Origin of the sequence: Vibrio sp. Evd11, from assembly GCF_900382755.1 — a bacterium.
Taxonomy (GTDB): Bacteria; Pseudomonadota; Gammaproteobacteria; order Enterobacterales; family Vibrionaceae; genus Vibrio; species Vibrio lentus.
Genome location: NZ_OSDX01000059.1, coordinates 1 through 26,130, shown reverse-complemented (window position 1 = coordinate 26,130; position 26,130 = coordinate 1). Strand labels below are relative to the sequence as shown.

At 44.0% G+C, this 26,130-nt stretch carries 21 protein-coding genes and 2 pseudogenes; 14 read left to right on the top strand and 9 right to left on the bottom strand.

Annotated elements, in window-relative coordinates; genetic code table 11:
• Positions 1-144 precede the first annotated feature (144 nt).
• Together ED652_RS19130 and ED652_RS19125 are read right to left on the bottom strand one after the other, a co-directional pair.
• Complete coding sequence (locus ED652_RS19130; RefSeq protein ID WP_122055819.1) at positions 145-546, bottom strand: cystatin domain-containing protein; 402 nt, start codon at positions 544-546, stop codon at positions 145-147.
• 258 nt (positions 547-804) lie between these two features.
• Entirely contained in the window at positions 805-3,264 is a 2,460-nt protein-coding gene (locus tag ED652_RS19125; RefSeq protein WP_122055818.1) for a M9 family metallopeptidase, read from the bottom strand.
• A 439-nt stretch (positions 3,265-3,703) separates the two neighbouring features.
• Between ED652_RS19125 and ED652_RS19120 the strand changes: the two genes are divergently transcribed.
• Entirely contained in the window at positions 3,704-4,957 is a 1,254-nt protein-coding gene (locus ED652_RS19120) for an acyl-homoserine-lactone synthase (RefSeq protein WP_122055817.1), read from the top strand.
• A complete protein-coding gene (locus tag ED652_RS19115; RefSeq protein ID WP_122055816.1) occupies positions 4,950-7,586 on the top strand; it encodes a hybrid sensor histidine kinase/response regulator in 2,637 nt (878 codons plus the stop codon). The genes ED652_RS19120 and ED652_RS19115 overlap by 8 nt, the downstream gene beginning before the upstream one ends.
• 94 nt (positions 7,587-7,680) lie before the next feature.
• On the opposite strand, the gene ED652_RS19110 is transcribed toward ED652_RS19115, so the two are convergent.
• Together ED652_RS19110 and ED652_RS19105 are read right to left on the bottom strand one after the other, a co-directional pair.
• Positions 7,681-7,959 (bottom strand): hypothetical protein, encoded by a 279-nt coding sequence (locus tag ED652_RS19110; RefSeq protein WP_102328232.1) that lies wholly within the window; start codon positions 7,957-7,959, stop codon positions 7,681-7,683.
• 13 nt (positions 7,960-7,972) lie between these two features.
• Positions 7,973-8,899, bottom strand: a complete 927-nt coding sequence (locus ED652_RS19105) for a LysR family transcriptional regulator (protein WP_122055815.1) — start codon at positions 8,897-8,899, stop codon at positions 7,973-7,975.
• A 129-nt stretch (positions 8,900-9,028) separates the two neighbouring features.
• On the opposite strand from ED652_RS19105, the gene ED652_RS19100 reads away from it, so the two are divergent.
• Both ED652_RS19100 and ED652_RS19095 read left to right on the top strand, forming a co-directional pair.
• The gene (locus ED652_RS19100; RefSeq protein ID WP_102328230.1) at positions 9,029-9,817 is read left to right on the top strand and encodes a hypothetical protein; all 789 of its coding nucleotides are present in this window, start codon (positions 9,029-9,031) and stop codon (positions 9,815-9,817) included.
• Between the two features lie 110 nt (positions 9,818-9,927).
• Positions 9,928-11,455 (top strand): annotated as a pseudogene (locus ED652_RS19095) (DUF1214 domain-containing protein).
• A gap of 135 nt (positions 11,456-11,590) precedes the next feature.
• Here ED652_RS19095 and ED652_RS19090 read toward each other — a convergent pair.
• Entirely contained in the window at positions 11,591-12,229 is a 639-nt protein-coding gene (locus ED652_RS19090) for an RpiB/LacA/LacB family sugar-phosphate isomerase (RefSeq protein ID WP_122055814.1), read from the bottom strand.
• A gap of 53 nt (positions 12,230-12,282) precedes the next feature.
• Positions 12,283-13,044: a 2-dehydro-3-deoxy-D-gluconate 5-dehydrogenase KduD gene (gene kduD, locus ED652_RS19085; RefSeq protein WP_102541848.1), complete on the bottom strand. Its 762-nt coding sequence runs from the start codon at positions 13,042-13,044 to the stop codon at positions 12,283-12,285.
• 318 nt (positions 13,045-13,362) lie between these two features.
• Between kduD and ED652_RS19080 the strand changes: the two genes are divergently transcribed.
• From ED652_RS19080 to ED652_RS19045, 8 genes are all read left to right on the top strand, one after another.
• Positions 13,363-14,694, top strand: a complete 1,332-nt coding sequence (locus ED652_RS19080; RefSeq protein WP_122055813.1) for an MFS transporter — start codon at positions 13,363-13,365, stop codon at positions 14,692-14,694.
• Between the two features lie 162 nt (positions 14,695-14,856).
• On the top strand, positions 14,857-15,738 hold the full coding sequence (locus ED652_RS19075; protein ID WP_122055812.1) for a DMT family transporter: 882 nt from the start codon (positions 14,857-14,859) through the stop codon (positions 15,736-15,738).
• 224 nt (positions 15,739-15,962) lie between these two features.
• Positions 15,963-16,208, top strand: coding sequence for a hypothetical protein (locus ED652_RS19070; protein ID WP_102513186.1), 246 nt, complete (start codon positions 15,963-15,965; stop codon positions 16,206-16,208).
• A 224-nt stretch (positions 16,209-16,432) separates the two neighbouring features.
• On the top strand, positions 16,433-17,332 hold the full coding sequence (locus tag ED652_RS19065; protein WP_102280506.1) for a LysR family transcriptional regulator: 900 nt from the start codon (positions 16,433-16,435) through the stop codon (positions 17,330-17,332).
• Between the two features lie 176 nt (positions 17,333-17,508).
• A complete protein-coding gene (locus ED652_RS19060) occupies positions 17,509-17,817 on the top strand; it encodes a DUF3302 domain-containing protein (protein ID WP_122055811.1) in 309 nt (102 codons plus the stop codon).
• Entirely contained in the window at positions 17,817-18,935 is a 1,119-nt protein-coding gene (locus ED652_RS19055; protein ID WP_122055810.1) for an HlyD family secretion protein, read from the top strand. Before ED652_RS19060 ends, ED652_RS19055 begins: the two co-directional genes overlap by 1 nt.
• A gap of 256 nt (positions 18,936-19,191) precedes the next feature.
• Entirely contained in the window at positions 19,192-20,013 is an 822-nt protein-coding gene (locus tag ED652_RS19050; protein WP_122055809.1) for a phytanoyl-CoA dioxygenase family protein, read from the top strand.
• 86 nt (positions 20,014-20,099) lie between these two features.
• Complete coding sequence (locus ED652_RS19045) at positions 20,100-20,441, top strand: hypothetical protein (RefSeq protein WP_122055808.1); 342 nt, start codon at positions 20,100-20,102, stop codon at positions 20,439-20,441.
• A 146-nt stretch (positions 20,442-20,587) separates the two neighbouring features.
• Here ED652_RS19045 and ED652_RS19040 read toward each other — a convergent pair whose 3' ends face one another.
• Together ED652_RS19040 and ED652_RS19035 are read right to left on the bottom strand one after the other, a co-directional pair.
• Complete coding sequence (locus ED652_RS19040; RefSeq protein WP_122055807.1) at positions 20,588-21,799, bottom strand: radical SAM protein; 1,212 nt, start codon at positions 21,797-21,799, stop codon at positions 20,588-20,590.
• 30 nt (positions 21,800-21,829) lie between these two features.
• On the bottom strand, positions 21,830-22,105 hold the full coding sequence (locus ED652_RS19035; protein ID WP_009845795.1) for a hypothetical protein: 276 nt from the start codon (positions 22,103-22,105) through the stop codon (positions 21,830-21,832).
• A gap of 196 nt (positions 22,106-22,301) precedes the next feature.
• Here ED652_RS19035 and ED652_RS19030 point away from each other — a divergent pair, with 196 nt between their 5' ends.
• Together ED652_RS19030 and ED652_RS19025 are read left to right on the top strand one after the other, a co-directional pair.
• Positions 22,302-23,291, top strand: coding sequence for a zinc-dependent alcohol dehydrogenase family protein (locus tag ED652_RS19030; RefSeq protein WP_122055806.1), 990 nt, complete (start codon positions 22,302-22,304; stop codon positions 23,289-23,291).
• Positions 23,292-23,581: 290 nt separating this feature from the next.
• Positions 23,582-25,486 carry a bifunctional UDP-sugar hydrolase/5'-nucleotidase gene (locus ED652_RS19025; RefSeq protein ID WP_122055805.1) on the top strand — a complete coding sequence of 635 codons (1,905 nt, stop codon included), beginning with the start codon at positions 23,582-23,584 and terminating at the stop codon, positions 25,484-25,486.
• A 210-nt stretch (positions 25,487-25,696) separates the two neighbouring features.
• On the opposite strand, the pseudogene ED652_RS19020 reads toward ED652_RS19025, so the two are convergent.
• A pseudogene (locus ED652_RS19020) lies at positions 25,697-26,074 on the bottom strand (ATP-binding cassette domain-containing protein); the annotation flags it as partial.
• Positions 26,075-26,130: the final 56 nt, after the last annotated feature.

Genomic DNA, 26,130 nt, shown 5'->3' with positions numbered 1-26,130 from the left:
CCACAACGGTATGCTAAGAACAAAAATGCCGTTCACTCTTAAGTGAACGGCATTACCTAAGTAGGAGCCATTTTAAAATGTGACGTTATTTACATGCTCGTTAATCAATGGGTTAGTTGATCAATAGACAAGTAAATCAATGGACTAGTTAATCAACGGACACAGACGACCTTGTTGTGCAGCTTGAGTCATTGCCATCTCACCCTGCAACGAACGATACACAATGGTGTTCCAAACTTCGCCATTATCCATCTCAAAATCGATAGCATAGTTCAAACCACTGACAACCTGAGTTCGAACACTCAAGATTTTCTCAAGCTTCGCAGCGGTATTCATTTGTCCCAGAACCACATCTAAAGCTTGTTTTGCTTCTGGCGTGATATCACTTTGTGACCAACCACCTGTCAGGTTTTTTGTGCTACAGATCGGATTCGCTTTCTCTTGCGGTTGAGCGGGAACATCAGATTCCTGACTGCATCCAGCTAACACAGCGACACTAAACACAGTTGCTAATCCAAGTAATGATGTTAATCGTACTTTTTTCATGAATCCTCTCTACATCGTTCATTCAGTCATTTACGAGAGATTACTCGTAATGATGTTTCATATGCAGGCAAGCTTAGACCTTAAATGTCATTACTTCATCAGAGATTATGGTGTAACTACTCTATAAATACAGAGCACTGTCAGAAAAACAAAACCGGACACTGCTGCCCGGCTTTTTACCCGTCTATTCAATTGATATTTAGGCCATTTAGATTGGGTGGCGTTTTCGTTAGTGCTTTGTAATTGCTGCCTGTTTTACTAGTGAAAGAACACCAACATCTCGACATCATCCCCTTCCTGTTCAGCACTGAGTAAGAAGTGCACATAGCCTTCTTCCGTTACAGGGATTTGCAGGTACTCATTGCTACCACGGTAATTAGAGGCATAATCGTGTTGCCCTGAAGTAGGCCAGTATGAACGACTTGCAAATAGATCAACGTTGCCAGCATTCGACTGTCCACTCTCCGCATTGTCACTCTTATCATTCAACCATACTCTTACCTCTTGCACGCCCGGTGGAACATAAACCGTCGCATAACGTCGTTGGTGCACAGTGAGTATTTGAGGCTGACCTGATTCAAGTATTATTGGCGTTAAATCATCTTGTTCTTGTGATGGTGGCGTTGGCGTTTCTGTCTCTAGTGATGCCAACAGTGTTACATCATTGAAATCGGTGCGTCCTGCAATACTCATGTAGTAACGACCCGGTTTAATGAAACCCGATGACTCTGGTTCAAACGTCACCATCTCATTACTTCCATTTCCGTATTGGCTGAATTCAAAATCATAGTAATGCGCTTCTTTGTTGTAACTCATGTAAAGATCAGCATCACCTTGGCTTTGGCCTGAAGCATGACCTTCAATCGAAACCTCAAAATGCGTGCTGTTCTCTGGTACATCGACGTAGAACAACTGCTCACTGTACGCCTCACCATTCAACACTACACCTTGGTTTGCGACAAGCACCATGGCTTGGTCTGTTGGATTTGTAGGGTCAGTCGGTTCTGTGGGATCAGTAGGCTCTGTTGGTTCATTTGAAACGGTGTCTAGCCAACGCTCAAACTCACCATTGTATTGCTGCCCAAGCACTTTCACTTGTTGCGCCCATTCTGAAAATTTGCCTGCACGAGACAGTGCCAACAAGCTCTGCACTTCTTGAGGATGTTCTTCCATCATAAAGCGCACCGCCAAGTAGCCCCATCGATAGATACGGTTGGAATCATGAGAGTAGGTAGTCGCAAGCACATCCGATAAACTCATCTTCCCACTGCTAATCAAACCAACAGCGGCATCGTAACCTTGCTTGTAATGCATGAACTCAGCAAAACCTTCTAGCCACCATACAACGTAACCATGTGCCAAATTGTCGCTAAAGGAGCCGTATTGGTTAAAGCGCGCATCGAGATAGTGAGTGTACTCATGCTCTAAATTGAGAATTGAAAGGTCATCGCCGTTAGCGTAACGGTAAGCGACGAAACGCGCCACGTTACCCACTTCTGCAGGGTTACCTTCTAAATACTGACCACCGTTGTCGGTGGTGTTTCCAAACAAGAATGCCGAGTAATCGGTGTAGCTACCTTTACTGCCAAACACCGCGACTTCAACTCGCTCGTTATTATCGTCGGCGACAGGTTGTTGGCCTGTGTTCGCAACTTGATGGAAGTCCGCCTCTTTTGCCGCGAGTACATCACACGCTTCAATTGATTGTGCTTGCGTTAAATCTTGTGAGCGGATAATCGCAGGCCCTTGGCACTCATGACGATTGGGAAGTACACGCATTGCTAAATCACGTTTTGCTTGCTCTAGATCCAATCCATTCAAGCCGTCTGGCGCGTAATACCCCATCATCTCAACCGCCGCTAACCAAAGCTTGTCATGCTCACTGCCAAGTGGGTTTTGTACCATCACTTGCTGCATAAAACGCAGCGCTTTGTCTTTCGTTAATTTATCTGGGCTTGCCAGCAAACGACCAGTTTCACGCACGGCGTTATAAACAAGGAAGCTCGCATCAGTATCTAAAGCCCACGTGTTATCACGGGCGAATGCTGCAAGCGTGTCGATATGCTGGGTATGGCTCGCCATGTAATCGTAGAAGTCATCTCTAGCCGCATGTCCAGCCATTGCTCGGAACAGATTGTTTAACCCGTCGACCCATTGTGAGTCTTGCGCCGTTTCTTGGTTGAAGTGACGTAATGCCGCAAGTTGCGCATCCATTGTCAGTGGCAATTGTTTAACGTTATCGACCATTAGCGTCAGGCTTTTCAATGCACCCACCTGCTCACGACCTTGATCTAACGCATTAGGGTTAACTAAGAAAGCAATGGTCGACTGAGCAAACCGCTGGCTCAACGCTTCGCTGAAGTCTTGCGCTTGCGCGTTATAGCGAACGTAATAAGCGGCACGAACAAACTCACCAAGGTTTTCAAGTTTACGGGCTTGTTCAGCTTCACCTCGGTAACGAGTTATTTCTGAGTTCAGTGCAGCTTGAATGCGGCTTAGGTTCGCTTCGCTATAGATATTATCTAGTGAATTATTCGATGCGGAGAACCAAGAACTGTAGCAACTGTTGTCTGCAGAAGAGACAGCGAGTGCAAGATTGGACGCCTGTTGAAGATCAAGCACCTCACACTGATTTTGAGCAAAAGAGAAATTGGACACACTGGCAAGCATGCAAGCGATCGCCAAGCGATGACGTGGAAATAGACGGAGATGAGACATACTACACTCATTAGTTAATTATATATTTGAGCGCGCTGTTATATTCCTTACAATCCATAAGGTGAATTGAGTTGCGTATGATTTATGAGCTTGGTTCAAAAAATAAACACTCAGAACCAATTTATAAATTCAAAAAGATATTCTCAGATTGAATAAATTAACTTCCACACATGATCAAACCATATAAGTGATTGAGAGCACTCTAATTTAGGGAATCATTAATTAATTCGTACATGACTAACCCATATTGTTAAGGGTCAGCACAAGTAGTAAACTTGCGCTCGATTATGCAACTTGTTTTTAAAAACAATAGACACAATTAGAGTTACGTTTGTTCATCAAAGTAACTTTATTTCAAATACTTACTATAAATCCGTGTCGAGTTGACTGGTGCAAATCAAATAAAAATAATTATATAAACCTAGGCTAGGTTCACACCATGAAATTATCGTCGTCTTTGGACTCACTGTTGGCTAGCAGTCTGTCTATCGAAAAGAAACAACAAGCGCTGATCGAGCTCATGAGCAACGCTTATCAGCCACAAGAACGTACCGCTCTTTTTCAAACCGTCACAGACTATCGTAGACGACTATTGGAATCGTTCTTCCCAGAACACCAAAACAAAAGCCTCTCCGTTTTATTTGAATTGATGGACTATCGCGATCTCATTCAACGCTATCCAAGTGCCTTATCGAAAGAGATGGCATTGTTAGAGGCAGCAGCAGGCCAATGTTACATGCATTGGTTAGACTTTTGGTGTGAATGTGAAATTGCCGCCATCAAAGCAAAATCTCCGTTGGATGTTAGCTCGATCCCTTATATCGATCTGCCTATCAAAGACAGCGCTTACTATGGTGCAATCATTGAACAGATTGAAGATGATCCGCTTGTAGTCCAAACACCCAGTCACCCACAAGGAATGCCAATCGGTGATGCCATCGCGTTGAGCAACCTTGAGGTTTTCATCAAGGGTGAGAAATGGTTTGAGATGTTGCCTTTACTGCACCTTTCACAAACCGGTAAGCACTTCATTCTACTCAAACATCCAATTAATGAAGCCTTCCCGACTCTGGTTTCTTCGGCGTTGGTTCAAGGCTGGTCAAAGAATGAAACATGGTTAAGCTATGCGCCACCGTTCAGTAATGAGCAATGGCAATACTGTTTGCCAAAGCATGGTTACGATGAACTCGCTGGGTTGCAGCTTTTCACGCCATCGACACTGTCAAAATGTTACTCTCTCCCAGAATTCGATAATCAATTCCAGTTACAATTGTCTGATTCACAAGCCATTTGTGAAGTGTTGCGTTTAACCGTCAGCGGTAACACCCAACAAAAACTCTACTTCCTTTATCTTGCTCAAAAAGAGCTGATGAGCGTATTACACCAAGTTGGGTATAAGATCGGCTTCACCATTATCGAGCAACCTTTCATGCTTCAGTTTTATCAAGCCATTGACCCAAAAGCGTATTTCCACTCAGGATATTGCGAGCTAAACGATGATGGCACCACCATTTATCGTGGATTTTGGAATTTCGAATTAATGGTCAACGTATTCAACGATACCGATTTTCGCCACTACAAACGTGCAGTGCGTGAGATCAGAAAGCTAAGCTCAGCAGAACAAGCGAACTTAGTAAATAAAGCAAGCTCGGTAGATAAACCAAGTTCGGTAAAAAAGGATGAACATGTTTGATTTCGGCTTAGAGGCAATCGTCTACGCCAAAGCAATAACGCTGCTGGCAACGGTGGCCGTCGTCGTGATGTGGTTACTCTACTATTGCTACCGCCTTAAACTCAAGAATGAAGCGATCGCGGGCACACACCATGTCGCGTACATCGCCTATTCTGTCTGTATTGTTGCGTGGATCAGCAGTAATGCTTACTTCCATACCGACTTACTACCACAGCTTGGCGCTTCAACGGCTGTGTTGGCTGCGAAATTTGCCAACCTCGCCTCTTTCTTTGCGTTTGCCTTTGCGTATTACTTCTCGTGTCAGCTAGCCGCAGAGCAACGCAATGGCAAGGTGCATGTATGGCAACAAGCGATTTTCGTCACCCTAACCGTCTACTCCTTCTTTATTAATTTAAGTCCAGGGTTAACCGTTGAAGACGTAACTATTGTAGGACCAAGCCAATTCGTGATTGAGTTTGGACCGCACACATCATACTTCTTCATCGGCATGATTAGCTTTGTTGTTCTGACTCTCGTCAATCTAGTCGCTATGCGTGCTAACAGCAGCAAGCTTACACTCACCAAAACCAGCTACATGATTGCGGGTATCTTGGTGTTCATGCTGTCGACGGCAACGATTCACCTTGGTATGACCTTTTTCTTGCGCGATTTCTCACTCACTTGGCTACCACCAGCCTTGTCGATCAGTGAGATGTTATTCGTTGGCTATGCCCTGTTGACTTCTCGCTTCTACAGCGTGAAATACCTTGCGTATATGAGCCTGAACGCGCTGTTAGTGTGCGCCATTTTAGTGATACCTTTCGGCGCGATTTTTATCCCGCTGACTGACGACAACCAATGGTTAATCGCAATCCCCATCTGTGCGCTGATTGGGGTGACTTGGCACGTGCTCTACAAACGTTTGGGCCGCTACGCCTCTTTCTTTGTCTACGGAAACAAGGAAACACCCGTCCAACAAATCCTTGCATTAGAGGAAGACTTCAAGCTATCAATTGATGATGCAATGCGTCGTTTAGGTAGCCTACTGCAAATCCCAGAAGACAAGTTGCGCCTCGTTAACAGCAACTACAACGAGACCTTCTACGAAGATTATCTTTCGACGAACAAGTCTGTTTTGGTGTTTGACGAACTGTCTGAAGAGTTAGATTACACCGCGCCAGCGAAAAGCTCGATCAAGGCGCTGTATGAAAAGATGAGTTCGAACAACACTGCCTTGGTGATGCCTTTATTTGGTCAAGGTAAGTCCGTTACGCACTTGTTGGTGTCATCGCATAAGAGCAATGACCAGATGTTCTCTAACGAAGAGATCTCTGCATTACAGACCTTACTAACGCGTGTACAAAGCACGATTGAAGCAGATAGACGCATACGTCAAAGCCGTGCATTGGCTAACTCAATCGCCCATGAAATGCGTAACCCGCTTGCTCAAGTACAATTGCACTTTGAAATCCTGAAGCAGCATATTGATAATCAAGCGCCAGCAAAACAGATCCTACTGGATATTGAGAACGGCCAAGCTGCGATTCAACGCGGTCGACAACTGATTGATATCATCTTGCGAGAAGTCAGTGATAGCTCACCCGAGCACGGGCCAATTACCATGACCTCAATCCACAAGGCCGTGGATCAAGCTGTCAGCCACTATGGTTTCGAGAATGAGAAGATTATTGAGCGAATTCGTTTACCACAACACGCTGATTTTGTGGCAAAACTGAATGAGACCTTATTCAACTTCGTTATTTTCAACCTGATCCGTAACGCGATCTACTACTTTGATTCCTATCCAGACAGCCAAATAGAGATCAGTACCACGACGGGGTCTTACGAGAACATCCTCGTTTTCCGAGATACCGGACCGGGCATCGACGAAACCATTGCTCATAAAATCTTCGATGACTTCTTCTCTTACCAAAAAAGCGGTGGTAGTGGTTTAGGTTTAGGTTATTGCCAACGTGTGATGCGCTCATTTGGTGGTCGAGTTGAATGTAAATCTAAGCTTGGTGAGTTTACAGAATTCCATCTCTACTTCCCTGTCGTGCCGAATGCACCGAAAGCGGATGCTCTGCGTACGCCTTATTTCAACGATTGGAAACACACCCAACCAGCTGAAAATAAAGCCGAAACTGAAGCAAAACCAGAGAAGCAAGCACCAAGTGCTGATAACGTTCCTGCACCTGAAACTGAGCCAGAAAAGACGCAAACAGCAAATCCACCAGCATCAAACCACCTTGCACCCACCGTGCTGATCGTTGATGACAAAGAGGTACAACGCACCCTTGTTCAGATGTACTTGAACCGACTCGGTGTGAATAGCCTTCAAGCAAACAATGGTGAGAATGCGGTTGATCTGTTTAAAACGCATCAAGTCGACTTGATCTTGATGGATGTACAAATGCCTGTCATGAACGGCTTTGACGCAAGCCAGATCATCAAGGCGCGATCGCCCAACACGCCGATCATTGCTTTGTCTGGTGAATCAGGACAACGTGAACTCGATATGATCAGCAAGTTGATGGATGGCCGCTTAAAGAAGCCAACCTCATTGAATGCACTGCAAGACGTGCTTGATAATTGGTTAAAAAAAGGCACAACATCTAATGCTTCTAAAGAAGCCGAAGGTGAAGAGTAAACGGCTAACAAGTTAATCAACGACTGATTAAAATCCCCTCAAGAAAGGTTCTTGAGAGGATTTTTTTTGGATATTTCAGGAATTCGAAGAAATACTAAAGCTCTTTAATCTCGATCTGACGCAGCGTTTCCATGTACTCCAAAGTTTCTTTCACATCGACTGGCTCGTATAAGCGTAACACTCCCGCCCAGCCTTCAGACACTTCAAAATCATAAGCTTCACCGGATCCACAGTTAAATGTCACTGACACCGTACCATCACCGTTATCACGCATGGACTCACCCGACGCATAGAAATGCTCAGAATCAATCCAGCCGTCCGCACCATAGGTTGTCAAAGAGTAGTTATATGTAGTTCTGAAAAGTAGAGACAAACAAGCATGTATCTTACTTGTGATTAGCGTCTGCCATCGCCGTTTCGATCAAATCCAATAGCCACTTGTATTTGGCTGAGTGTTGATTTTTCTTGTTAAGATAAGCAAATACCGCCATATCTTCACTCCCCTCTTTTAGTCCTTCAATCACGATTGAGCGCAATACACCTTTATGTTGCTCAATCACAGGAAGCATACAAGGGGCGATAATATTAGAGTTCTTGATCGTTTCAATTAACCCAACGATGGAAGTCGTTCGAAGCGCCATCTTAATCGATTTACCTTGGTTTAATACTTCCTCTTCCAATCGTGAATGTTTGTTTTGATCAAAATAAGCAAGGTCAACGTGAGCAAATGGAAACGACAACAAATCATCAATTGTAGCGATAGACGCCTTGAAAGGGTGATCAGCTCTCACCGCCAATACAAACTTTAAGGTCACGAGAGGCACAGCTATGATCTCGGCAGGCAAATTCTCAGCTTCAAAATGAATGACAAAATCAATCTCGCCACTCTTAAGCCTTTCTAATGAATTGTGGGAACTCGTATGACTAATCAACCTTGAAAGTGGGCTTTCTACTGATAGTTGATGAAAAAGAGCGGGGGTCAACCAAGGGAGGACATGAGGATTCACCTCTAGCTTAAAATCTTCATTGAGATCCGCAGGTTTAAACTGCTTTCCTTCCTCTATCGCCATGACTAACCCGTCCAATAGCGGAAAAACTCGTCGATACAGGTCGTCTGAATAAGGCGTTGGTAGAAACTTCTGGTGAGATAAGACAAACAACTCTTCACCTAGCGACTCCTTTAGCTTCTTGATGCTCTGGCTAACCGCGGGTGTCGAGACAAATAACTTCTCAGCAGCTTTTCGCAAGCTCTTCTCCTGATACACCACCACAAACACTTTCAATAAGTTCAAATCGACATTGTTCAGTTTCATGAGACACCATAAATCATTGCTTAACGAATAGTTAAGTTTATATGAATTAACTTAATAAAGTCCACTTTGTATAGTTATCCCACCGTCACGAAGTACAAGGATGTGGTGAGATAATTCTATGAGGCAACTATGTTATTACGACGTTCCATCCTTACTCTAACCCCTCTCTTTTTAGCAAGTAACGTTCTCGCGGAAGAGGCCGAAATTCAAGACATGTCAGACCCGTTAGCCGTTTATACACAAGGTGGCTTCGGCTACACCGACAAAGGCTTAAACCTTAAAGTCGGACAAACCTACGACACTGGCAGCGAAACAACCATGGGCATGAATGTTTTTGAAATCAAAGGTATCGCTGGTGAAGCAATTGGTTGGAACGATCGAGGTGCTGACGACAGTATTGATTCCATCCGCTTTAGAAACTTCGGTGTAGACCTAACCAATGGCCGAGGCACTCAAGTTGATATGTCTTGGGATTTCGATAGCAACCAAGGCAGTGCGTCTTACAGCTTTATTCAAGCATTGCCACAAATGGGCATGTTTAACTTCTACCCGCTCGCAGGTGTCGGTATCGCTGCGGGCGAAGAGTTGGTTGAAGGTACGGGAGGCGATCTCGATGCAGATCAGCTTAGTGACCGATATAACATGCACGGTACTTTCTACGTGGCAGGTATGTACGCCAAAATGCAGCTCACAGACAAGATTTGGCTGAACTATAACCCAATGTATTTAGGCACAATGTCGGGGTCTTCAACGTTCAAGGATCATGGTTTTGAGGGCAGTGATTCTGTACTCGCACATGAATTTGCAGCGAGTTACCAAATCAACCCAAGAGCGAACGTTCGTTATTTCGCAAACTGGACTGAAAACACAAGTATCGAAGACGGTGATCACCGTATCGAATTCAACTATCAGTTCTAACCAATCAGTTTTAGCAAAGCCGTTTTAACTGAGTATTTCTAACGAACGGTTTTAATTTCAAAGAACAGTTTCAAATTAAAAACCAAGTTTCGAATTTTTGAGGACACAACATGAACATTTTATCTAAAGCGATAGCCGGTACTTTCACCTGCCCACTTCGATCGACAGCGATGCTCGTTTCTCTAACGGCTTTGTTTTCAGCAACTGCGATAGCAGGCAACGGCGATAGCAGGCAATGGCGATACGACAGAAACGATCCAAACGCGTGCAGGTGACTTTACTTTCGAAACCGACTTTCTTCATGGTATTCCGACACAAGAAAGTTCAGCGAAGCTATTTGAACTGATGGACTATCAGCGTGCGTCACAAGCTTACATTTGGTCGGTGCCTTTGGTTTCAAACTACGCATGGAAACAAGCTTATGCCGACATGGGCGCAGAGGACGGTCAAATTACTTATGTTGAGTCCCATGAATCTAAGCTAGGAGGTTTAACTTACAACACCTCTACGCCTTACGCGATTACTTGGTTTAACGTAGAAAAAGAGCCCGTTGTTATAGAAATTCCTACAGATGAACTGCGCGGTGCAGTACACACTATGTGGCAGATCGGTATTTCTCAGATGACCGAACCGGGCGTCTACGTGGTAAAAGCCAAAGGAGCAGAAACACCGAGTAATCTGCCAAAAGGCGCTAAAGTTTTTGAGTCGGACACCAATTATGTTTTCTTCGGCGTTCGCTTAATGGCAGATTCAGACCAGCAACGTATGAAAGACTTAGAAGCTCTAAAAATCACAGACCTCAACGGCAAACCACTGAGTGATAACGGCGTAAACTTCCCTGAGCGTGGTGAAGATGCCAAACACCCAAGAGGTATGGCATTTTGGAATACGTTGAATGAAGCCATTCAAGCTGAGCCAGTAGCAGAGCGCGATCGTATGATGCACGACATGTTACGCCCACTAGGTATCGAAAAAGGCAAGGCATTTGAACCATCAGCTCAGCAGCGTGAGATCTTAGAGCAAGCCGTTGTCATGGGTGAAGCGATGGTGAAGAACATCGACTTCAACAAAACAGAGCGCTTGCCACACGCAGCTTATGGTAAGGAAGGTAATTTTTGGGAAGTCGCAACCGCTTCAACACCAAACCAAGATCGTTACTATGGTATGGATCTCGACGGGCGCGCGGCTTGGTTTTACGAAGCTGTAACCAACGACATAGCAATGCACGGTTTTGAGAATGGTGGCTGGGGTCAGATTTACCTAGACAACTACCGTGATGACAGTGGTAAGGGGCTTAATGGCAGCAACCACTACACTCTGACTCTGGATGGTGATGTAAACTTCGCAGATTTATTTTGGACGATTACTGTCTACAACGTTGAAAACCGCGCCATCATCGATAACGACATTGAGCGTGCCGATGTAGGTTCAAACATCGAAGGTACGGTCAAAGACGCACAAGGTAATTACACCTTCCACTTCTCGCCAACTAAGCCAGCAGGTGTCAATGAAGCGAACTGGGTGCAAACCCGAGAAGATGAAAACTGGTTTGTTTACTTCCGTGCATACTCACCAAGTAAAGCGTTTGTAGCGCAGCAGCCAGAGACCTTATTGCCTAACTTCAAACGTGTGAACTGATTATCTAGAGTGAATCACATATAACCTGTTCACGCCAAAAATAACTAATCAGGCTCACAGAGCAAAACAAAAGAGGAGACTCAGGGCTCCTCTTTTCTATTTTCATCTAGCAGCCAAGTAAGCTATTGATAATAGTTAATCTAAAAGTGAACGAACGTAATCCGCAATGTCTGGGTTTTGGCAATGTTCGAAGAAGCATTGTTGGAAACGCTCGCTGCCAACCGCTGTTTTCACGAGATCTTGGTCGATTGCTCTTAGTGAATCAATAAAGTTGTCTTTTACCACCGCCGCTTTCACTTCATTCAAAATGGCTGCATTACGCTGTTGTGGTTCTGCGCGCTCTAACGGGTAACCTTGGCCACGCTCACCAGTGAAAGCCTTTTCGAATATGTAACGGATATTCAGCTCACCAGCCCAGCCAAAGCCTTTAGCAAAAGCAAGAGCGATAGCATTGCCGTTGTTGATTTGGTTAAACAAGAAAGCATCTGATGGTTCTAGGCAGTAACCACAAACTACACCCGGATGCAGGTTCAATGACATTAAAGCGCCTTGACCAGTACCGCAACCTGTCACAACAAAGTCCACAGCCTTTGAGTTCATCAGAATGCTCGCCATGATACCGAGATCGATATACGTTAAGTGGTGATCGTTCTCGTCTGTCATGCCTAAATTGAAAACATCGTGACCAATGCCACCCGCCACTGACTCTAGCTCAGCTGCAACCATGGCATTTTTACCTGCCTGACTGTTTTCCATCATTAAAGCGATTTTCATTTATGTTCTCCTGCAAGATTGCTGCAAACTCAAAATTTAGAATAAAAAACCAATTAGCGTGCTAACCAACCACCATCAACAGCGATGGTATAGCCATTAATGTAGTCCGATGCTGATGACGCTAAAAACACACAAGGACCTGCGATGTCTTGCGGTTTACCCCAGCGTTCAGCAGGAATGCGCTCAAGGATCGCTTGATTACGCACAGCATCTTCGCGCAGAGCTTGGGTATTGTTCGTTTCCATATAACCGGGTGCTATCGCATTGACGTTGATGTTGTCGCGCGCCCATTCGTTCGCCATCGCACGTGTCACTCCCATCACCGCACTTTTTGAAGCCGTATAGGAAGGAACTCGAATGCCACCTTGGAATGAGAGCATCGATGCAATGTTAATGATTTTCCCACCAGAACCTTGAGCCTTAAACTGCTTTGCAACGGCCTGAGACATAAAGAACACGGTCTTGGTGTTTACGTTCATTACGTCATCCCAATCTTGCTCTGAGAACTCAATAGCATCTTGGCGGCGAATAATTCCTGCATTGTTCACGAGGATGTCAACTTGGCCAAACTCAGCCAAAGTGCGCTCTATAATCCGTGGAATACACGCTTGTTCGAGAAGATCAGCACTGACGTTTAGGAACGTATGGCCTGCTGCACTCATTTTCTCAATAGTCTCTTCAGGCTCTGTACGGTTAACACCGACAACTTTACAACCGGCTTCTGCTAGGCCTAATGCAATACCTTGCCCAAGCCCCGTGTTACAGCCCGTCACTATCGCGACTTTCCCTTCCAGACTGAATGACTCTAAGATCATGCTCGCTTCCTCAATTACATTGGATTCATTGCGTATCATTATTACCATCAATTAAATCATACAATAATATATAAATGCGAGAGTGACGTTGTAGAAGTTCGATCTTGAACCAAAATCAGTCTTACAGGTTGAAACGAGCACAACAAAACAAATGGATAGGATGGTGATTTGAAGAGGAGTGAATCTGTAACCGGCTGGGAATAGAGAGCCAGAAGATTATCTAAATCACTTAATTCTGGATTATGGCAACAATTCCATGATTTATAAGGTAAAACGGTTTATACATAATAATGTGTTATTTAAAGTACTGAAATTATCATGACGCTCAAAGAAATCCTGAAAATTCCCAATGTCCGCTACTTCTTGATGTTCAGAAGCAGCTACTTTGCGCGTTTTTATTACCCTATTTTCACCCTACTCTATTTAGATTACGGATTAACCCTTTCTCAATTTGCCATACTCAATGTGGTTTGGGCGGCCACCATTGTGCTTGCAGAAGTACCATCAGGAGCGTTCGCCGATACATTAGGGCGTAAAAAGCTTGTGGTGCTCTCTTCAATTGTGATGTTCATTGAGATCGCCATGATCGCTCTTGTACCGACTGGAGATGCCAATCTAGTCTTCATTGTGTTTCTGGTTAACCGGATATTAAGTGGCTTAGCGATGGCGTTAGCCAGTGGAGCCGACGAGGCATTGGCTTACGACACCTTGAAAGAGCAAGGCAATGAAGAATTATGGCCGCGAGTGCTGCAAATCCAGCTTCGTGTCGCTTCTAGTGTGGGGATCTTTGTCACCTTGATTGGTGCTGCAATGTACGATGTAAACTTTATGGCGAACATCTTTCATGCTCTCGGATTAGCAGAGCCAGAAAGCACCAAAGACCTGATGCGCATTCCTGTTTTCGCAACCCTATTTGTCGCGATGATCGCCATTTATGCCGCGGTTAACATGCGCGAAGAGAAAAAGGTGATGCCAAGCGATCAAACCAAATTAGCAACCACCATTGCCAGCCTTAAATTAACGGCTGACACAGGTAAGTGGGTACTTGCTACGCCTTACGTGCTGTTCATCTTGCTGTACTACAGCCTGTTCGAACACACCTCGAGAATGTTCCTAACCATGAACAGCCAATACTATCTTGCCATCGATATTCCGATCATCTACTTCGGTTTTATTGGCGCGGGGATCAGTTTGCTCAAAATTATATTGGCAGGACAAAGCCGAAGATTGGCGGAAAGCATCGAGCCTAAAACCTTCATTGTGGTCATGGGTTTAGCGAGCATGGCGACCTACTATTGGATCAGTTTAGGTTGGTCGATCTATGGTGTGCTCCCTGCACTGGCACTGATCTTTATCATCATGACGATGAACATATTCATCAGCTACCATCTGAACAAAAAAACGGAATCACACAACAGAGCCACCGTTCTCAGTTTCAAAGGCCTGATGTTTAACCTTGGGTATGGTTTGATCGGTATTTTATATGCCTACTACTATAAGTTGGTGTCTCAAGGCTACACCGCACAAGAGATAGAACAGAACCTCGACTTCTTGGCTTCACTGTCTTCGTTCTTCTACTACTTCACCTTATTGTTCGTTTCGATCAGCGCGCTGTTCTATTTCAAAAACAAGAAGGAACCTATCTTTTAAAAAAGCGTCGATCTTTTGAAGAAAACGTCGATCTTTTCAAGAACGCTCTAATACCGAATAGAGAGTAAAAGTGAGTCTCTGGCTATAAATAGACCATGTCGCTTCTTATCATGTGATTTTTTGTTAAGATAATCATAAAATTACATAACACATGGAAGCGTCATGTCTTTTAGTTGGATAGCTTTTACTCTTCTCGCAGCCTTCAGCCAATCTTGGCGCAATGCATTTCAAAGTAAATTGGCGGGCACAATGAGTGTGGCTGGCGTGACGTTAGCTCGCTTTATTTGGGCTGGCCCAATCGCGCTTATTTATCTCTATTCGCTGTACCAATGGCAGCCAGTCTCCATGCCTAGTTTTTCCGGTGAGTTTGTGTTCTACATTGTTGCTGCTGCGATTATGCAGATCCTTGCGACAGGCTTGATGGTGATGCTGTTTAAGCTAGAGAACTATGCGATAGGTGCCGGACTCGCCAAATGTGAAGCTCCAGTTTCAGCGGTATTGTCCGTGCTGTTTTTTGGCACCGCTCTGACTATTACAGGTTGGGTTGGTGTACTTATTGGTACTTTGGGCGTACTCATAATGAGCAGCTCTTCTGGCTGGCGAAGCCTTTCTCCCAAAGTGTTTTTGTTAGGTATGGCTTGCAGTACAGCCTTTGCTTTAACGTCTCTTTGGGTTAGAGAAGCCAGCTTGAGCATCGGCCTACCCTTCCCTCATAGCGCCGCATGGGTGTTGTTTCTAGTCATTTCCCTTCAAACGGTGATTATCTGCACGTATCTCTTTTTCAGAGAACGCGACACATTGCGCCAGATCTTCACAAAGTCGAAACTGGTGGTGATGACAAGCTTAGCGAGCGTGATTGGTTCTCTTGGCTGGTTTAGCGCGATGTCACTTCAAGCCGTGCCTTATGTAAAAACATTAGGGCAAATCGAAGTGGTCTTTATGGTATTGATTTCTTACTTCTGGTTGGGGCAAAGCATTGCTCGCAAAGACATTCTTGCACTGATCTTGCTTTCAATCGCAGCTGTGTTGGTAATGTGGCAGTAAATGGGTGATACCACCAACAGTGAGTAAAGAGCGAGAATGAATTAGCAAATCATCTTACCTACATATCCAAAGCTATATGTTCGAAGCGATACATCAAAGGCCATATGTTGTGCCGCCGTATAAGTTTTACGGTGGCGTAAAATGATAAGAACCACTTCCACATAATTTCTATAGTGCACGTATCAGCTATTCGTAATTACCTTTACTCAATAGGATACAGCCAAATGAAAACACTCACTCAAATCGCACTAGCAACAATCGTATTTACAACCTCACTAATGGCATTCGCTGAACCTGCGACGACAAATGAAGCCCAATCCGAAGCGTCGACCATAACAGTGAAGCATGAAGCAATGACCGTGACGCTAACAGATAAGCATTTTACGTCTCCAGATGAAGCTGAAACTGCTAACCCTCAGACGCTAACGCAAAATAACAAAACAAACTCAGCGCCACAGCCTGCGATATAGTGATAGCACCAGTAAGACAAACCATTGGTTTACTGGTCATCGAAAACGTTCACATCAGCTTAGGTGTGGACGGAATCGTTGAGAAAGCAACAAAAAACAAACAGCTCAGCACTATAGTTAATTTCTTGTCAGGAAATCGATAAGCACGGCATCGATGACTAGTATTAAGCTTAGATTCAACCATAATCTAATTATTGTTAACGTTAGCTTAAATGGTTTGTTTAATGGATCTCAATCTTCTCAAAACCCTAGATGCGGTAATGAAAGCCCGCAGCGTGAACGTTGCAGCGGAAGCATTAGGCATTTCAGCCCCGGCGGTAAGCCAATCCCTCAACCGATTAAGAGAACAATACAACGACCCTTTGTTCATACGCGAAGGACGTGGCATCACTCCGACAAACTTTGCTGTTGAGTTGCATGCAGAAGTGCAAGAGCCTTTGAATTTACTCTTGAATGGTTCTAAGTCTCGCCAACATTTTGATGCCCAAAATAGTCGCCGTACCTTCCGAATATCCAGCCACAAAGACATCGATATATTGGTCGTTCCCGAACTAACCAAGTATCGAACCGAGCATGCTCCCAATACCAATATGGAAGCTGACATTGAACACCTTGATGAACAATCACGACAAGCCGATTTAAGACAACGCAAAGTCGATGTTATTTTGTCTACCGTTCCCCTAGAAGAACATGGTTACGACAACGTGAAGCTGTTTGAACAACGCCTTGTAGTAGTACTGAATGCAAGTCACCCTCGTATTCAAGGCAGCATAACGATGGAGCAATTTTTTGCCGAAGAACACATCATTTGGCAAACACAAAGAATGAATAACTACACCCTTGATTCGGTCAGTAACGTACCGTTGCCCGTACGAAGGGTCGCCTACAAAACAAGTTCCGCACTCACTGGATTGGTATTGGCGAGCCAGACAGAGTGGCTGTGTGTAACAGCGAGTTCCATTGCAGAGAAAGTGTCCAAAAACGATCAATATCGAATTGTTGAGTTGCCATTTTCAACTGAGCCAGTGCCCATTTATATGACTTGGCATCACTCTCAACGTAATGACAACGGACATAAGTGGTTTCGCGATGCGTTGATTTCCGCCACTCAATCCCTCACTTAAGCCCCCCTCTCCAATTAAGCCCCTTATCTCTCTAATTAAGCCAAAACGCACTCTGGATTAAGTAATACTTAAATGTCATTTAACCTTTACCCTATCGATTGGGTAAGGGTTAACTTTTATGCTCTCTAATTCTGCTGAAATTAATGGTCGATTTCATCTGTAATAGAGAGAACATTATGAACCTTAATTTAGATTACTTATCTTTGGGTATTTTGATCCTCGTACTACTGATCTTAGTGTACGGACTCGTTGTTATTCACGATATTCCTTATGAAATTGCTGTAAAACGCAATCACCCCCATCAAGATGCCATCCACGTAGCGGGCTGGATCAGCCTCTTTTTCTTACACGTAATGTGGCCACTACTTTGGGTTTGGGCCATGTTGAGTGAACCTTTGAGAGCAACGAATACCGAACAATCAAAGATCGATGAGCTAGAAAAACGTATCGATGCGCTGCAAGCAAAAACCGAGGGGGAACAGTAATGGAAACCTTGATAATTTTAAGCTATATCGCACTGTGTGTGATTGTATTTCGTGTATTAAAGCTGCCTAAAAACAAATGGACAATTACAACCGCGACTGTCATCGGGGCCTTCTTGGTAGGTTGGATATTCTTATACATGGCGATGTATCAGCCAGTAGCAAGAGTGGCCGGTGTATATAGTGTTACCACCCCAATCACATCAGAAGTTTCGGGTGAAGTCACCGATGTTTTTGTGCAAGGTAATGTTGCTTTGAAGAAAGGCGCCCCTTTGTACCAAATAGATCCGACCCCATTCCAAGCAAATGTAGACAGAGCCAAAGCAGAAGTAACCGCGACGAAAGCCGCCATTGATGAACTGCTTCTATCAAAGCAAAACATCCGCGAATCAATCAAAAAAACACAAGCTCAACTTGTCTTCAATGACAAGGAATTGAACCGTTTTATCGAGCTGGCAAAAAGTGATTTTGCCTCTCAAACAAAAGTAGACAAATTTACCGACTCCATTGCAGAGCTCAAAGCAGTTCAGGCACAAAACCACATTCAATTGAACGTAGCGGATTCGAAGATTGCACAACAATTGGCCGCAAAAAAGGTTCACCTTGCCGAGCTCGATAAAGCTCAGTTCGACCTCAATAAAACATTGGTTGTTGCGCCGACAGATGGCTATGTCACACAGGTAGCGTTGCGCCCAGGCATGAAAAGCCGTGTCGTTCCTTTCCAAGGAAACCTAACGTTTGTGCATGACGAATCTAAAACCATTGTCGCAGCATTCAAACAAAACCCAGCGCGTTATATCAAACCCGGCTACGAAGCAGAAGTGACCTTCAAAACGATTCCCGGCCACGCTTACCGAGCAAAAGTCGTGGATGTATTGGACATCTTCAAACAAGGTGCCGTCACACCTTCGGGTAATCTAAATGATCCTCTTCAGAGAGTCGGTGGTCGCGTATTAGTGAAAGTTGAGCTTGTTCAACCAGAGCTATTGAATGGTCAACCTATCCCTGCAGGAACAGATGCGCATGTCGCCGTGTATTCACCGAAATGGGAAATGTTATCTATCGTGCGTAAAGTGATTCTACGTATGCAAAGCTGGCAAAACTGGGTTTTTGAAGGTTAACAATTAGCGTCAAAGCAATAACTGCGAATTTAATGCTATTGAATTCAACCCAGTAAAGATAACTAGAATGAACTCAACGCACATCACAAATACAACCGTAAAGAGCGTGCTTGTCGCGCTCGTATTATTTGATGTAAACATAGAGGTAAGTGTAAGAAGGAAAGCCTAAGTTACTTGGTTGAATGACGACTGTCTGGCATTATGCGCCCAAGAAATCTGTGGTTATTACACGGTAAAGAATGAACGAAGGTAGTCAGTGGTAGAGAACAGCCAACAATTAAGTGACCGTTACGACAAACATGGTTACTTTGTTATCAGAAATTATTTCGATGAAGCTCAAATTGCAGCGCTTAGAAAAGTCGTGCTGAAATTCCATGAATCATGGAAAGCAGACAACGAAGAGTTCTATCAAGAAGAGGCATTTAACTCATCTTTGATTACCGGAAGCGAGTATCTACCCGCCGACGATAGAACCGTACTGTTTGACTTCATCAGCTCAAAAAAAGTGATGGAAGTGGTCGATGCGGTAATACCGAACAAACCTGCCTTCATGAACACGCAGCTGTTTTTCAACCCTGTGAACCCGCAACAAAAAGACTTCTGGCATCGCGACTGTCAATACGACTATGACATTGATGACCAGATAAAAGTCATCATGGAAACTCAAGTATTGCACCTCCGGGTACCTCTATTTGATGAACCCGGGATGGAGCTTATCCCCGGAACACACAAACGCTGGGACAATGAAGAAGAATACAACGTTCGCCAAGAAGAAAATGGTAAAGTGAGCAGCGATGATATCTCTGGTGGCAAGCAGATACCGTTAGACGCAGGCGACTTATTGGTGTTTTCAGCGGATATGATCCATCGAGGTAGATACGGATTGGATCGTTTGGCTTTGGATATTTTGATCTTTGATTCTGCGGCCGATTATGTCGACTACGTCGATGACGATTGTTTACCAACTCCATCAATGTTGAACAAGATTACCGATCCTAGACTGTTTATGAACACGCTACACTTAAAGTCGATGCAGTGCTCGCAAGCGATTAAAACAGTTGCATCAAAAGTCACGTGACTTGAAAATAATAACAAATATGTTCACATTTAATTCATAGCGCTCGCAATAAGATAGCTTCATATTCAATATTCGAAATAAGTAATATGAAAAAATTAATTACTAACATGTCACTACTTACAGCACTTATTTCGGGTACTGCTTTAGCCGAAGTGAATGGTGAAGATTTTAACGAATTCCCTAAGCAAGATGCGGCTCACTGTTTTGGTTGGGCGGCAGGCTTAGATAAAGACCAAGATTACGCTAAGTTTATTGTCGAGCTATCGGAAGATCGCACAGTGAGTGTCAAAGAAGATCCTTATATAATGGAAGAGTTCGGCACTGCAATGGGTTATTCAGAAGCGATGTTAGAATTTGCCGGGAAAGAAGCTGCGGATGCGAAATATAAACTAGTCTGCGATCCAATCAAACAAAGCTATGGGTTTTGATCGCGGGTTTTCACCGCAACGTCAAAGACTTAATACAAAGGCTCCACATGGAGCCTTTAAAGTGTACTGACTCAGTCAGGCATTTCGAATAACAAAACTTATTTATGAACCTTCGCGATTTTCATTCCATGTATCCAGAACAAATTTTAATTGAACCAGGCAACAACTCGTTCTTTCAAGCTCGCATTCTTTCTCCAAATCCAAAACAAGCCTTCTTCTAGATCTTCAACACTCATACGACTTGGTTGATAAACCGGGTGACTACCATCGTACTTAGACCAATCTTTAGTGAGGAGTCTCCCCTCTCGATCTAGCTTATTAAAAGACTCTGAACCGGGAAACGGAATCATATAATGCGGGATGACCTTATCAACCTTGATATCTTCAACGAACTTCTGGGTTTGCTTGAAGATTGAAGTATCGTGTTCGTCAAAACCGAACAAGAAGTCTCCCCATACCTCAATGCCATGTGATCTTATCTCAGCAATGTATTCTTTCATCTTAGAGGGTTTCACAAAGCCTTTCTTTTGCGCCTTTAACGCCTCTTCAGAAGGCGTTTCTATACCTAACAATACCGCTTTGAATCCTGCTTTCACCGCAGCGCTAAGCAATTCTGTGTCGCGAGCAATCAAGACTGTCGTTTCCCCGTAGAAACTCATCTTAAGAGGCTCAATAGCTTTAAACAGCGATAAAGCATATTCTCGATCATGAGTGAGATTGTCGGAATGCAACTCAACCCACTCAATACCTAATGTCTTGAGATGCACTAACTCGCTGACGATATTTTCGATTGGCCTTTTCTGGAACTTATCAAAAAACCTTGGCACTAAACAGAAGTTACATTTAAACGGGCAACCTCTTGTCACAACTACTGACCATGTATAATTGTACGCTTCCGGATTGATGATATCTGTTGGGTATGGATTGAGCATACTGAGATCGACAGGCTCGGAGCTTTCATAAATAGGCTGCAGCGAGCCAAACTCTGCGTCACGTAGTAACTGAACCCAGTAGTTCTCAACTTCTCCCATCGCCAAACAATCCGCATATACTGCCGCTTCTGCAGGGTTAAACCGAGTATGTAACCCCCCGAGTATGACTGTTTTGCCCTTTTTCTTATATTTAGAAGCGAGCTCGTAAGCCCGATAAGCATCAGGAGTCGACATAAATATCACCACCAAATCAGCATCATTATAAAGGTCGGCTTTTGCACCTATGGTTTCATCAACCATATCTAACTTATACCACTTTGGTGTCGCAGCAGCGGCTGCAAATATGTTTTGTGGTGGTCCCCCCGTAGAGGCTTTGTATTTTGAGTAATCGCTGCCAGCAGACGCTTTAATTAAATAAATTTTCATAACGTATCCTAATTATTAACTTTTGCTTTGCTACAAAGAGCTAAAAAACTCAAAGACTCTATTGTCCATATAGAAATATACCCCTCCCATCACAAACCAACTGATGATGATCAAGGTAAACAAAACTGGATGTTCTTTTAGCTCAATACGTTCAACAAAGAAGGCTTCTTTTGCACGAAGATTTTCCCATCCCCAAAACCAGCAAAATAGCCCCCAAATCAGAAGTAGATGAAACTTAAGAGCAAACAAGGCCATGGTCAGAGCCAGCAATGTTTTCCACTTAGACATTACTTCAGGCACGTTCATCTTTCTTAACTCCTAGTGATTAAACTAGGAATCATTGTAGATAGGTGTTGGTCAACTTTTGGTTAACTAATTTCAATTTGAACAATAGATTGCCAACACCATTGATGTTGAGCAATATTACCGACCTAAGACTGTTTATGGACACGCTACACTTAAAGTCGATGCAGTGCTCATAAACCACAAAGGTGCCCGAACCATGACTGACACTAAGCAAAATACCCGAATTAGCCAGTTCCGCTTCGGTCAACCGAAGGAGTCTCTCAAGCTAGAACATGTCACTTTAGGGACGCTAGATAAGGATAAGGTTCGAGTAAGAGTTGAGGCGACCAACATCAATCCTAGTGATCTGTTGTCGATTTATGGTGTTGGGCAATACAAACACAGCCACCAGCCGCCGAGAGTTCCGGGATTTGAAGCGGTAGGAAGGGTTGTAGAGTCCAACCATGCTGAGTTTGCAACGAATCAGCGAGTGCTCGTCGCAACCAGTGGAACATGGCAGAACTATGTCGATGTATCACCAGATGATCTGTTCCAAATTCCTCAGCATCTAGAAAATGGCTACGCCTGTCAGTTGTACATTAATGCGCTAACTGCATGGGTGTTGACGACAGAAGTAGCTAAGCTGACCCAACAAGATGTGTTGATCATCAACGCGGGCAGCTCAGCCATCGGCAAGATTTTCTCCCAGTTATCAGTATCACTCGGCTTCAAAATCATTGTCGTTACATCACAACCGAAACAATACCCGACAATTTCAAGTTGGGTGTTAGATGCAAATGATGATTTAGTTTCTCAAATTAAGGCGTTGGGCTTGCCTATGCCAACCGTTGCCTTTGATGCGATTGGCGGTTCACCCGGAACCGATCTTATTCACACCCTTGGCAATAATGGGCGCTTTATCAACTATGGGACGCTGTCGCTGGATTTTTACGAACCACGTTTTTTTGAGCAAGCAAAAAGCCAAAGCATCGATTTCAGCACCTTCTTCTTACGTTATTGGGAAGAGGCTGAAGGCAAAGATGTGCGCCGTGATAAGTTCACAAGCATGCTAGATCACTTCATCACAAACGATATTCAGCTCGACGTTGACCGCTATCTGCCATTCGATGAAGTGCAAACCGCGATTGATCTTATTGAATCGAAAACCACACGATTAGATGGCAAGATCATATTGCTTCCACAGTAAGTAAAAGTTGGACGATATACCTTGTTTATCTCAACAGGCAAGATGTTCAACAGCCTACAAACGTGCTTGTTAATACACCATCGCTTAGAAAGTTTGATTCAGAAAATCAGAAGGCTGCGAAAAGTTGTGGTGGCTTTCCTGTAACTTAAATTGTTGCGAGATGGTCATGAGTCACATTTATTTGAAACATCAATAAGTTACATCACTATAAATATGACACTGATCACCCATAAGGTCACATCGATTCTATATGGTAGCGTCATACTTAAAACCACGATGTGAACATACTTATGAAAAGACACATACTATCAAGCGCCATTCTACTCTCTCTAGCCTCTCCAACTTTTGCAGCTGATGGCGACATACACGATGTCACGATACTGGGTACTTCAGATATCCACGGTCATTTTATGGCGTGGGATTACGCGGCAGATAAACTCAACACTCGTGGTAGTTTGAGTCAAATCGCGACCAAGGTTGGTGAGATCCGCAAAGAGCAATCTAACATTATCCTTGTCGATGCTGGCGACACCATCCAAGGCAACTTCGTTGAAACCTTCAAAGACGAGCCCGTTGATCCAATGATGCTTGGCTTTAATCACATGAAATACGATGTATGGGTTTTGGGTAACCACGAATTTGACTTTGGCCTTAAAACACTCAACAGAGCCGTTACGCAATTTAAAGGGCAGTCTCTCGGTGGCAACATCAAGAACAAAAACGGAAACCCATTCTTGCCTGGTTACACCATCCTAGAACGCGGTGGCATTAAGATCGGTGTCATAGGAATGGATACCCCGATGACGGAGGTCTTTGCGCAAGGTACCAACCGTTTAGAAGGCGTCACATTCACTAACCCAACCTTGGAAGTGAAGAAAATCGTCAAAGAAATTGATGATAAAGTGGATGCCATCGTATTGGTTGCCCATATGGGGATTGAGAACGAGAATGACATTGCTGACACCGGTGTCACCGACATTGCCAATGCAAACCCAGAGCTTGATGCCATCGTCGCTGGTCACATGCACACTCGCATCGATAAGGCCGTTGTGAATGGTGTTATTATTACTGAGCCCGACAAATATGGCCGAGCCCTATCTCGTATCGATCTTCAATTTGAAGAGCGCGATGGCACATTTACTCTCGTCAACAAAGACAGCTTCACCTATAAAATTAAAGGTATAGATTCTGACGAGAATATGGACGAGCTATACCAGCCTTATCATAAACAACTCCGAGAAATGGCGAACAGACCTGTCGCTCAGCTTACCGGCGTTGATTTAGTCCCTGAAAACGAAATCCGCGGTATCCCTCAAGTCCACGTTCAAGACACGGGCATCAGTGCGCTATACCAAGAAGCGAGCTTCTTCTATGCACCCAAAGCCAATATCATCGCACTTCAAATAGACAACGACAATGCAGAGCTCGATGTTGGCCCAATCAAAGCCAAAGACATCGCGTACAACTACCAATACGCAGGTGGCGAAATCACTGTCTACCAGATGACAGGCAAAGAGCTAAGAACCTACATGGAATGGTCTGCGGGCTATTTCAACTCAGTGCAACCTGGCGATGTAACCTACAGTTTTAATCCCGAGCGCAGAGCATCAAAATACTCGACCAATGACTTCTTCGCGGGCGTGACTTATACCATCGACCTTACTCAGCCTGCAGGTACACGCATCACCAACCTCGCGTTTGCTGATGGCACACCGGTTACTGATCAAACAGAAATCCGTATTGGTATGAATAGCTATCGAATGGGTCATCTAACCAAGAAAGGCGGCGTGCTAGAGGGTGAATCGTTCCCTGTACTCTTTGATACAGAAGAAGAGTATGGAGAAGAAGCAGGCACAATCCGTAACATGACCATCAAGTATCTTAAAGAAGAAAAGAACTGTCAGTATGAAGGTAAAACTCAGCAGCGATGGGCACTTTCGGGGTTAGAGAACCGCTACAATGAACAGCGAGAGATAGTGAAGTCATTGATTAATGATGAAACCATATCAATCCCCACTAGTGACGATGGCCGCTACACAAACATCGCTTCTATCAACGTAAAAGAACTGATGTTCAAATCTGACGAAGCGAAACAAGCTGCCATAACCACACTCAAAAAAAAACTGGCGCAGGCGACTGAGCAAGAGAGTAAGCAAATCAAACGTGATATCACTCTGATTGAAGCGCTCAATTAATCCCTGACCTCAACCAATAACGACTTAACGACGCTTAGAGCGTGGTTAGGTCGTTGTCGTTCCCGTCCTGCAACATCATATCTGTACTGAGTAAAACGGGTGATATTGGATGAATGAGCCGCAAAGACTGACTCATAGTTGGACAAAAGTTCGTTAGCGGCATTAGTAATAACTAACAGTAGGGAAAGCTAGTTAGCTTCGTTAACAATGTTACATACCGTTAACTCTAAGACGAAGAACATTGACTCTTTGTTTATCAATCGTGAGTTCTAGCGTTGGACGCCAAACTTTCTTGTCTCTGTGTGTTACCACAATAACAGTTGAACCTAATGCTTGAGTTTGTTGTGCTATTTTCTGTTCGGTTACTTCATCAAGTGCAGAGGTGGCTTCATCTAAAATTAGGATAGGTGCTTTTTTTATTAGAGCTCGAGCAATTGCGACTCTTTGTCTTTCACCTCCAGAAAGCCTTGATCCTTTCTGGCCTACACTTTGGTTTATTCCATCGCCTGATAAGTCAATAAGTTCACTCAGTTGAGCTTGCCTAGCAAAGAGTTCTACTTCAGCATTACTTGCCTCTGGGTTACCTACAGGGCGGGATCGCACTTTGTTAACAAATATGATCTAATATTGCCAAACCCATAATC

What these genes read in the sequence shown, in the direction of transcription:
- ED652_RS19065 (WP_102280506.1), top strand. Translation starts at nt 16,433, where the DNA reads ATGGATCTCAATCTTCTCAAAACCCTAGATGCGGTAATGAAAGCCCGC.
- ED652_RS19125 (WP_122055818.1), bottom strand. Translation starts at nt 3,264, where the DNA reads ATGTCTCATCTCCGTCTATTTCCACGTCATCGCTTGGCGATCGCTTGC.
- ED652_RS19055 (WP_122055810.1), top strand. Translation starts at nt 17,817, where the DNA reads ATGGAAACCTTGATAATTTTAAGCTATATCGCACTGTGTGTGATTGTA.
- ED652_RS19030 (WP_122055806.1), top strand. Translation starts at nt 22,302, where the DNA reads ATGACTGACACTAAGCAAAATACCCGAATTAGCCAGTTCCGCTTCGGT.
- ED652_RS19035 (WP_009845795.1), bottom strand. Translation starts at nt 22,105, where the DNA reads ATGAACGTGCCTGAAGTAATGTCTAAGTGGAAAACATTGCTGGCTCTG.
- ED652_RS19120 (WP_122055817.1), top strand. Translation starts at nt 3,704, where the DNA reads ATGAAATTATCGTCGTCTTTGGACTCACTGTTGGCTAGCAGTCTGTCT.
- kduD (WP_102541848.1), bottom strand. Translation starts at nt 13,044, where the DNA reads ATGATCTTAGAGTCATTCAGTCTGGAAGGGAAAGTCGCGATAGTGACG.
- ED652_RS19090 (WP_122055814.1), bottom strand. Translation starts at nt 12,229, where the DNA reads ATGAAAATCGCTTTAATGATGGAAAACAGTCAGGCAGGTAAAAATGCC.
- ED652_RS19080 (WP_122055813.1), top strand. Translation starts at nt 13,363, where the DNA reads ATGACGCTCAAAGAAATCCTGAAAATTCCCAATGTCCGCTACTTCTTG.
- ED652_RS19040 (WP_122055807.1), bottom strand. Translation starts at nt 21,799, where the DNA reads ATGAAAATTTATTTAATTAAAGCGTCTGCTGGCAGCGATTACTCAAAA.
- ED652_RS19070 (WP_102513186.1), top strand. Translation starts at nt 15,963, where the DNA reads ATGAAAACACTCACTCAAATCGCACTAGCAACAATCGTATTTACAACC.
- ED652_RS19105 (WP_122055815.1), bottom strand. Translation starts at nt 8,899, where the DNA reads ATGAAACTGAACAATGTCGATTTGAACTTATTGAAAGTGTTTGTGGTG.
- ED652_RS19115 (WP_122055816.1), top strand. Translation starts at nt 4,950, where the DNA reads ATGTTTGATTTCGGCTTAGAGGCAATCGTCTACGCCAAAGCAATAACG.
- ED652_RS19025 (WP_122055805.1), top strand. Translation starts at nt 23,582, where the DNA reads ATGAAAAGACACATACTATCAAGCGCCATTCTACTCTCTCTAGCCTCT.
- ED652_RS19075 (WP_122055812.1), top strand. Translation starts at nt 14,857, where the DNA reads ATGTCTTTTAGTTGGATAGCTTTTACTCTTCTCGCAGCCTTCAGCCAA.
- ED652_RS19130 (WP_122055819.1), bottom strand. Translation starts at nt 546, where the DNA reads ATGAAAAAAGTACGATTAACATCATTACTTGGATTAGCAACTGTGTTT.
- ED652_RS19045 (WP_122055808.1), top strand. Translation starts at nt 20,100, where the DNA reads ATGAAAAAATTAATTACTAACATGTCACTACTTACAGCACTTATTTCG.
- ED652_RS19100 (WP_102328230.1), top strand. Translation starts at nt 9,029, where the DNA reads ATGTTATTACGACGTTCCATCCTTACTCTAACCCCTCTCTTTTTAGCA.
- ED652_RS19060 (WP_122055811.1), top strand. Translation starts at nt 17,509, where the DNA reads ATGAACCTTAATTTAGATTACTTATCTTTGGGTATTTTGATCCTCGTA.